The following is a 7,660-nucleotide window of genomic DNA, read 5'->3' as shown; positions in this document are numbered from 1 at the left end:
GGCGCCCATGCGGTACGGCGTGCCGAAGAAGATCACTCCGGCGGCGCGCAGGCTGCGGGGTTTGCCGATACGCAGGTAAGTGGCCTTGACCTGCTCGGCACAGGTATCGCACAGGGCAGCGTTGAAGAACTTCATCGGGCCAGCCGGGTTCGGGCTCGGGCCTTCGTTGCGAAAACTCAGCCAGCGTCAGGCTCCAGGGACCGACTTGCACCTGCCCGGCCACGCGCTCGCCGATGCCGGTATCCCCGCGAAACAACGCGGCGTCGGCAAAGTATTTGGGCATGAACCCCAGCGGCACCAGCAACAGCAGGATGTTGACATGGAAACGCCATTTCAGCCAAAAGGCGCGCAGCGGGGACGGCGGTACGGTTGCAACCTTGCTCATCGCTGGGCCTCCGAGGTGTCGGCGTGCATGGTCGGGATGGGCGCGTGCTGACGTTGTGTCTTGGCCTCGCGCTTGAGGGCGTTGAGGGTGGCCAGAGCGGTGCGCTTGGTCCAGATCAGCAAGCCGCTCAATACCATCATGCTCAGCACCAGGCCGAAGAATGCCCAGATCAGCTTGATCCACAAACCGCCAAAGTCCCCGGTGTGCAGTGGGCGCATCGACTCGGTGACGAATTCCAGCGGGGTACGGTCGGACAACAGGTTCGAGACCGCGATTTCACCGTCATAGGGGTTCAGCTGTGCGGTCTGGAACATCAACGGGTACCAGCCACGCCCGCCGATCTGCAGGTGGCTGTAGGCGTTGCTTGGCATGAACACAAAGCTGGCGTCCAGGCCGGGGATCCGCTCGGCGGCGATGTCGATCGCCTTGTCGATAGGGATCATCGGTGCCGGCACGCCCGGCGCCGACAGCGGCACCTTATCCCGTGCGATCACTGGCACGATGGGTTCACTGGAAATGGATATCTGGTTGTCGCCCAGGACAGCCTCGATCAGGAACCAGGTGCCGGTGATAGAAATGACCGCGATAAAACCAGATCGACCAGATGCCACTCAGGCGGTGAAAGTCGCCCCAGAAGATCCGCGCACCGTGGCGGATGCGCAGGGTAGGGCGCAGGAAGCCTTTCCAGAAGCGCTTGTACACCACCAGCCCGGTGACCAGTGAAGCCAGCAGCGGCAAGCCCAACGCAGACACCAGGTACCAGCCCCAGCTGTACCCATTGGTGAACGGCACCAGCCACCAACCATGCAGGGCGCGGGTGAATTGCTGGAAGTTGAACGAGGGGCTGATGCCCTGGATCGCGCCGGTGTAGGGATTGGCATACACCTCCACGGAGCGCCCGTCCGGGTAGCTGAGGCCGACGCTTAGCGCGAAGTGCGATTCATCCGGGCGGATGATGGACTGGACGATGGCCTTGGGCTCATCGTGCTTGATGGCCGCGATCACCTGGTCAAAGCTCAGCGGCTGAGCGTCATCCGACGGCTTGCTGGCGCGGATATCCGGGTTGGCCAGCCACACGATTTCCTGGCTCACCACGGCCAGGGTGCCGGTGACGCAGACGATCAGTACAAAGAACCAGATGGGCAACGCCAGCCAGCTATGGACGAGAAACCAGAGTTTGGAGCGTGACTTCTTCGACATATGAATGAGGGTCTTGATCGGAGGGGGCAATAGAGGCCCGGAAAAGGCCAGTCGTAGCTTTTGCTGACGCGACAGGCTGTATCTAAGTTAAGACGGATGAGCATGAGAAATCCCTAAGGTGGATATGAAAGAAAATGTTTCAGGTTCACATTCAGGCCGCATTTATGCGCTGATCGAACACGCAGTACGCCAGCCCGCAGGCGTTCAGCGGCTTGCGTTAGGCCGGGGCAGACCTCCAAGGACGTGATCATGCCGCTGTGTGATGTCGTCAGCAGCCACGCATCTGAGCGCCACTTCCTCGCGGCCAACCCCTGGCTCAGCTGAAGTGCGGCTACGTAGTTATATAAGTAGAAGTAACGCTCTCTATACTCACTGAGCGTGTTGCTTTCAGTATTATTTGTTTTTCAAATAGCTGGGCTTGAACGAAAGCGCCCCTTGTCATTACGGGGTGTTGGCGCGGGTGCAGGTTAATTCCAGAGGAATGACAAGGTTATTGTATTGACACATTGGCGGGCATCGGCTTTAGTGAGTGCGGACTTGGAAGTCGCAATAGTATAAAAAGGAAGTTAATCGCATGACCGTGCTAGTCGTTTATTCGCGCCATCACGTGGTGAACCGTTATATCTCTCTGGTGCCGGTGATCAAGTTAGTTACTTGATTGTGGTCTGTCGCCTGCCCGTCGATTGTCATTGCTGCGAATCATACTTTTCCTGTGCTGGAAAAGTACGCGTCCCTATGCCTTAACAGAGAGTTCAAACTCATGTCGATTTTTGATCAAGCCATGCATCGTTCAGTTCAATGGCAAGACTGGCGTTGGCAGCAGAAGAATGCCATCCGCGATGAACCTGCACTGCGCAATGCCTGCGGTGGATGGGACGAGGCCACAACGGCGCATATCGAGCACAACTTGCAAGATCGCAAGATGCAGATCACGCCTTATTACATTGATTTAAATCAAGCGTTCACTCACCAGCGCAGAGGTGATGGACCACCCCCTGTGGCGCCAGGTAGTACCGTATTGGAGCGAACAGGTGCAGGGCGACTACGACGGCAGTTCCGAAAACTGGGAACTCAATCATGAGATGAAGACGCCCATCTGCCAGCACAAGTACGACAACCGCGTGATCCTGCGCACCACCAACACGTGCAATGCCTATTGCCAGTTCTGTTTCGAGGCGCTGCGCACGCTGCAGGTGGGCACCGACAAAGCTAACGCCAACACTGACTCGTTCAAGGATTCGGTGGAGTACATCCGCGGTAATCCAGCGATTGAAGAGGTGATTCTCAGCGGCGGTGACCCACTGATGCTGGCCGACCGCAAGCTTGAGGAGATGCTGGCCGCATTGCGCGGCATTCGTGATGATCTGCTGATACGCATTCATTCGCGGGCCTTGAGTTTCAACCCGTTTCGCGTGACCGATGAGTTGGTGGCGATGCTGGAGAAGTACAAGGTCAATGCATTTGGTGTGCATGTCTGCCACCCGCTTGAGCTCAGTGCTGATTTTGCCGTCGCGGTTAAACGGATTCAGGGTGTGGTCCCGATTGTATTCTCTAACATGCCGCTGTTGCGTGGCGTGAATGATGATGAAGCGACGTTGCATAAATTATTCATTGATCTTTATCGTTTGGGCGTAAAGCCATATTACTTATATCACTTCATGCCGTTTTCACCCGGTGCTTCAGAATATAAGGCGTCGATCAGCCAAGCCATCGCCATCATGGATCGGCTCAAACGCCGTGTATCGAATATTGCCCTGCCCGAGTATGTACTGCCGCATGCACAAGGCAAGTTCACCGTGCCATTGTTGGACTTTGAAAAGCCTGAAGACTTACCGCATTTTGAAGTCCGCGATGGGCAGCGGACTTACCGTTTTCGCAAACTGGGAGGGCCAATGGTGCAGTTGGCAGGATGCGGTATGAAACAGGATGCGATTCTGTTTTATTGATGTAGATGACAGTGCTTGCGCTCGCTACCGCTACCGGGAACCGCATTTCACGGTGGCCCGCGCCCACGGTTTGGCGTGTTTGACGGCCGCCGTGGCGGGGCGCAAGCACCTGCAACGTCTCAGGGACGACAGTGACGAAGTGTTCCTGCTCGAAACGCTCAGTGAGCAGTCTGTCTTGGAGTTGGTCGGACAGTTGGACGGGCGTTATCAGGTGCGTGGGATTTTCTGCCAGGCCGGGCACCCGTCCGCACAAGGGGAGGTGGGCTGTATCGTCGCGCAGGCGTGTCAGCGGTTGGGCTTGGTCTACAGCCACCCGGAGGCGATTGCCGCGTGCAATAACAAGTTCTTGATGCGCCGCGTGTTGAAACAGCATCAATTGCGTTCGGTACCGTTCGTGCTGTGCAACAACGAACAGGAACTCCAGCAAGGCGCCGAGCGCGTGGGTTATCCACTGATCGCCAAACCGCCCTTTGGCGGGGCTTCGGCGTTTATCAAAAAATGCTCGAGCTGGGAGGAGCTACGCAGCCACTATTGGCATTTCGTAAGTGATCATGGCGCCGCCGCTTATGCGGACTTCTACGGCTGTGCGCACGCCCTGCCGCTTGAGGATGGGCTGCGGCGTGAATACTTGCCAGGCCACAGCATTCTGCTGGAAGGTTATATTCCAGGCATCGAAGGCAGTGTGGAATGTGTGATTGTCGGCGAGCGTGTCCATCCGCTGCTGATCAATGAAAAACTGCTGCTGACCGAGCGCAGCGGCACGGTCCTGGAGAACCTGCTGATTTCCCCGCCGACGTCGTTCAGCCAGGCCCAGTGCGAGCAGATCCGCCAGTACGCGGTGGACTGCCTGCACGCGGTGGGCCTGACCAACGCTGTGGTGCATTTCGAGTTTCGCATGACGGACGCAGGGCCGGTGGCCATCGAGATCAACCCGCGTCTGGGCGGACTGTATGTGAACTCGGCGTTCCGCGACCTGGCCGGTATCGATCCTTATCAGCTGTACATGGGATTGTTGTTGGGCGAGAAGGGCATCAATGCACAGTTGGAGGCTGGCGCACATAAGGTTGCCGATGCGGGGCAACACTACGCGATGCTGGCGATTTATCCGCAGCACAGTGGCCTTTTCAGGGGCATTGACGGCCTGCAGTTCCTCGACCAACACCGCTCGGTGCTGGAATACGCCCCGCAGGACCCCGGCCACTACATTGACGCGGATATCGAGGAGCATTATTTGCTCAAATGCTGGGCCCAGGTTGGCAATGCCGCCGACGCCCATGCCTTGCACGATGCGTTGCAGCAACATCTGCGCATCCTCATCGATCCACCGGTTGCAGGATAGCGATATGGACATCCCTCAGATCTCGGCGCTTTTGCGCGAACATCACTTCTGTCATCGCCCGGACTTTCGCGAACTGGTCAACGTTGAACCCGGTGAGGAACAAAGCTTTCGCGCGTATTGGGATAACCTGGTGCGCGACGAGGCGTTCAGGACTTACACCCACCGCGAACGGCGCATCTTGCGCTATCGTCTGTTACCGTCACGGCAATTGCAGATCGACAGGAATACGGCGTTCAAATCGCCGGTCACCTACGCGGTGAACTATCGCCAGGGCGTGAATCACCTGAGCTATAGCGAGGAGGGCTTTATCGAGCATCCCCTCATGCACAAGCTGCTGGCGACGGACCTCGCGGTGATTGCCCCGCACCTGGGCGAACAGACCTATACGATCGATATCCATCAGTTCCGGGTGCGGGCGGACGTGTCATCGAGCAGCCCGACCACATCGGGGATTCACCAGGACGGCCTGGATTGGGTGTTCATGCACTTTATTGGCGAATGCAACACGGTGCCGGTGGTGTCGGAGGTGTTTGCCGACGAAACGGAGCACAGCCGGCTACTGAAACTGCCGATGGAGAAATTTCTGGAGACTATCGTGATCAACGACCGTGGGTTCTACCATCGGGCCGGGGAGGTGCGACCGCGGGTAGAGACGGAACCGGCCTGGCGCGATGTGCTCTTGGTAAGCCTGCGCAGTGTCGAGGGGGCACAGCCTGCATGAGTCACGATCAACAACTGAATCTGTCGACCCGCAACGCTCGCCTGATCATCTTTGCCCGCGGTGTGTCGGATTTTGGCGCATTCCTTAACATGGTGGCGTTGTCCACTTATGTGTACTGGCTCAGCCAGAGCGTGGTGTTTGTCAGCATCTTCCTGGCGTGCCGGGTCACCGGCGGGATTGTCGCGAGCCTGTTTGGCATTCCGTTTTTCCGGCGGTTTGCCGGGCGTGGGACGTTGGCGGGGTTGGACCTGGCCCGGGCGCTGTTGCTGATGCCGCTGCTGGTGTTGTTTACCGGCCCATCAACTTACCCTTCTTCCCTTTTATCGCCTTCGGTATCGGCCTGTGCAATTCGCTGTTTGCCATTGGCCTCAACAGTCAGTTGCCCACTTGGGTCGCGCTTGAGCAGCGGGTGAATACCAACGCATGGATCACCTCGGCGGCCGCCACCGGCGCGGTCTTCGGCAGTTTGCTCTCCGGCTTGCTGATCGCCACGGGCGGATTTGAAGCGGTGTTTGCGGTCAACATCGGCACCTATGTGATTGCCGCTTGCCTGGTCTTGCCCTTGCGCGCGTTGTTTAGCGTTGCTGTTGCCGCGCATCGCGGACTCGCCGCCGAATGGCATGAGCTGACCAAGGGGTTGCGCGGTGCGCCGGTGCTGGCTGCGATGTTGCTGATCAGCATGTTAGACACCCTCGGCAGCGCGGCCCATAACGTCGGTTGGCCAGTGCTGTCGCAGTACATTTCACCGGACACGGCCAAAACGGTCATGGGCTATCTGCTGGCCGTGTGGGCCTGTGGCAAGTTTGTTGGCGCGCGCATCGCCAGTGCAGTGTTGAAAGGTCGTGGCACCCAAGGCATGGAGCGCTTGTTCATGCTCGGTGTGGCGTTGATGTCCAGCGGCTTTATCCTGACATTCCAGCAGACCGAACTGTGGCTGGCGCTGTTGCTGGTGGTGTGGGCGGGGCTGGGCGATGGATTGTCCGAGGTGGCGTTGATCTCCCGTGCGCAAAGCGAGCCCGATAGCTTGCGCTTGCCGCTGTTCAGCCTCTTGACCCTGATCCAGATGGCCGGTTTTGGCGTGGGCATGCTGGTGGTCGGGCCGTTCTATGTGACGTGGACGCCGGCCCAGGTGATCGTGTTGTTCCATGGACTGCCATTGACCGCCTTGTTGGTCATGACGATATGGCTGGGGCGCAATGCCTACCGGGGTGTCAGATCGACAAACCCTTGAAGTGTTCCAACGCCACGCAGGCCTTTACTTTGCCGGAGCAGGCCGGTTGGAACCTGGGGCAAGGCGTGGCGTGTTGCAGGCGCGAGCAAGCTCACGCCCACAGGGTTAATGTTGCTTGAACATCTCCRTGGCACGCTGGCGGATTTGCTCCTCGGTCAGGTCCTCCTTATGGGTGGCCAGGAACCACAGGTGCCCGAACGGATCCGTCACACTCGCCGAGCGATCCCCATAGAACTGATCCTGCGGCTCGGACACTGCGCTGGCGCCGGCATCAACCGCTTGTTTGAATTGTGCGTCCACATCATTCACATACAGGTGCAAACCGACACTGGGATGCGCGTCCGGATTGCGCAGGGCCGTTTCATCGCAGGGCGTGCCCAGCATGATCACCGCTTCGCCAATACGCAGCTCCGCATGGCCGACCCTGCCGTCGGGCATGTCCAGGCGCATGAACACTGAGGCGCCAAAGGCCTTCTTGTAGAACTCGATCGCCTTTGCGGCCTCGTTGATGCCCAGATAGGGGGTAATGCCGTGATAACCCTCGGGAATAGGTTTAACGCTCATAACGTTCTCCTTTGATTGTGGTTATGGGGTTACAGCCTTTTCACTATAGGTCACGTTGCATTGCGCAACTGGCTTTACCGATCAGCATCAGGCGTGGGCTCCAGCAACTGCGCACCAGGGCCACGCTCACCCAGCTGGTCATCGTGATTGCGCAGCGGGCACGCCTCCATCGACAGGCACCCGCACCCGATGCAACCATTGAGCTTGTCGCGCAGCAGCATCAGTTTGTTGATCGGCAAGCAACGAGGCCGAACCGCCCTGCGCGGCGCTGCTG

At 58.4% G+C, this 7,660-nt stretch carries 7 protein-coding genes and 3 pseudogenes; 6 read left to right on the top strand and 4 right to left on the bottom strand.

The features are described from left to right. Both DQ405_RS23085 and DQ405_RS23080 read right to left on the bottom strand, forming a co-directional pair. A pseudogene (locus DQ405_RS23085) lies at nucleotides 1-385 on the bottom strand (thiamine pyrophosphate-binding protein); the annotation flags it as partial. Next, nucleotides 382-1,585: pseudogene (locus DQ405_RS23080) on the bottom strand (PepSY-associated TM helix domain-containing protein). The pseudogenes DQ405_RS23080 and DQ405_RS23085, both read right to left, overlap by 4 nt. Before the next feature lie 760 nt (nucleotides 1,586-2,345). Between DQ405_RS23080 and DQ405_RS27630 the strand changes: the two are divergent. The 6 genes from DQ405_RS27630 to DQ405_RS23060 are packed head-to-tail and all read left to right on the top strand — an operon-like array spanning nucleotide 2,346 to nucleotide 6,822. Beyond that, nucleotides 2,346-2,666, top strand: coding sequence for a hypothetical protein (locus DQ405_RS27630; protein ID WP_241730135.1), 321 nt, complete (start codon nucleotides 2,346-2,348; stop codon nucleotides 2,664-2,666). Beyond that, complete coding sequence (locus tag DQ405_RS23075) at nucleotides 2,617-3,531, top strand: KamA family radical SAM protein (protein ID WP_342030444.1); 915 nt, start codon at nucleotides 2,617-2,619, stop codon at nucleotides 3,529-3,531. Before DQ405_RS27630 ends, DQ405_RS23075 begins: the two co-directional genes overlap by 50 nt. Then, on the top strand, nucleotides 3,512-4,870 hold the full coding sequence (locus DQ405_RS23070; RefSeq protein WP_168426278.1) for an ATP-grasp domain-containing protein: 1,359 nt from the start codon (nucleotides 3,512-3,514) through the stop codon (nucleotides 4,868-4,870). The genes DQ405_RS23075 and DQ405_RS23070 overlap by 20 nt, the downstream gene beginning before the upstream one ends. Nucleotides 4,871-4,874: 4 nt before the next feature. Next, entirely contained in the window at nucleotides 4,875-5,591 is a 717-nt protein-coding gene (locus DQ405_RS23065; RefSeq protein ID WP_019817257.1) for a 2OG-Fe dioxygenase family protein, read from the top strand. After that, nucleotides 5,588-6,004, top strand: coding sequence for a hypothetical protein (locus DQ405_RS28355; protein ID WP_342030446.1), 417 nt, complete (start codon nucleotides 5,588-5,590; stop codon nucleotides 6,002-6,004). The genes DQ405_RS23065 and DQ405_RS28355 overlap by 4 nt, the downstream gene beginning before the upstream one ends. Continuing rightward, nucleotides 5,890-6,822 carry an MFS transporter gene (locus DQ405_RS23060; RefSeq protein ID WP_342030445.1) on the top strand — a complete coding sequence of 311 codons (933 nt, stop codon included), beginning with the start codon at nucleotides 5,890-5,892 and terminating at the stop codon, nucleotides 6,820-6,822. Before DQ405_RS28355 ends, DQ405_RS23060 begins: the two co-directional genes overlap by 115 nt. Nucleotides 6,823-6,927: 105 nt before the next feature. Here the strand turns inward: DQ405_RS23060 and DQ405_RS23055 are convergent, their stop codons facing one another. Both DQ405_RS23055 and DQ405_RS23050 read right to left on the bottom strand, forming a co-directional pair. Continuing rightward, the gene (locus tag DQ405_RS23055; RefSeq protein WP_168426277.1) at nucleotides 6,928-7,386 is read right to left on the bottom strand and encodes a VOC family protein; all 459 of its coding nucleotides are present in this window, start codon (nucleotides 7,384-7,386) and stop codon (nucleotides 6,928-6,930) included. A gap of 74 nt (nucleotides 7,387-7,460) precedes the next feature. Continuing rightward, nucleotides 7,461-7,660 (bottom strand): annotated as a pseudogene (locus DQ405_RS23050) (hypothetical protein); the annotation flags it as partial.

The sequence above is a fragment of the Pseudomonas sp. SST3 genome, assembly GCF_003325755.1.
Note: the sequence above shows the minus strand (reverse complement) of the source record. Positions and strands in the feature narration are given on the sequence as shown.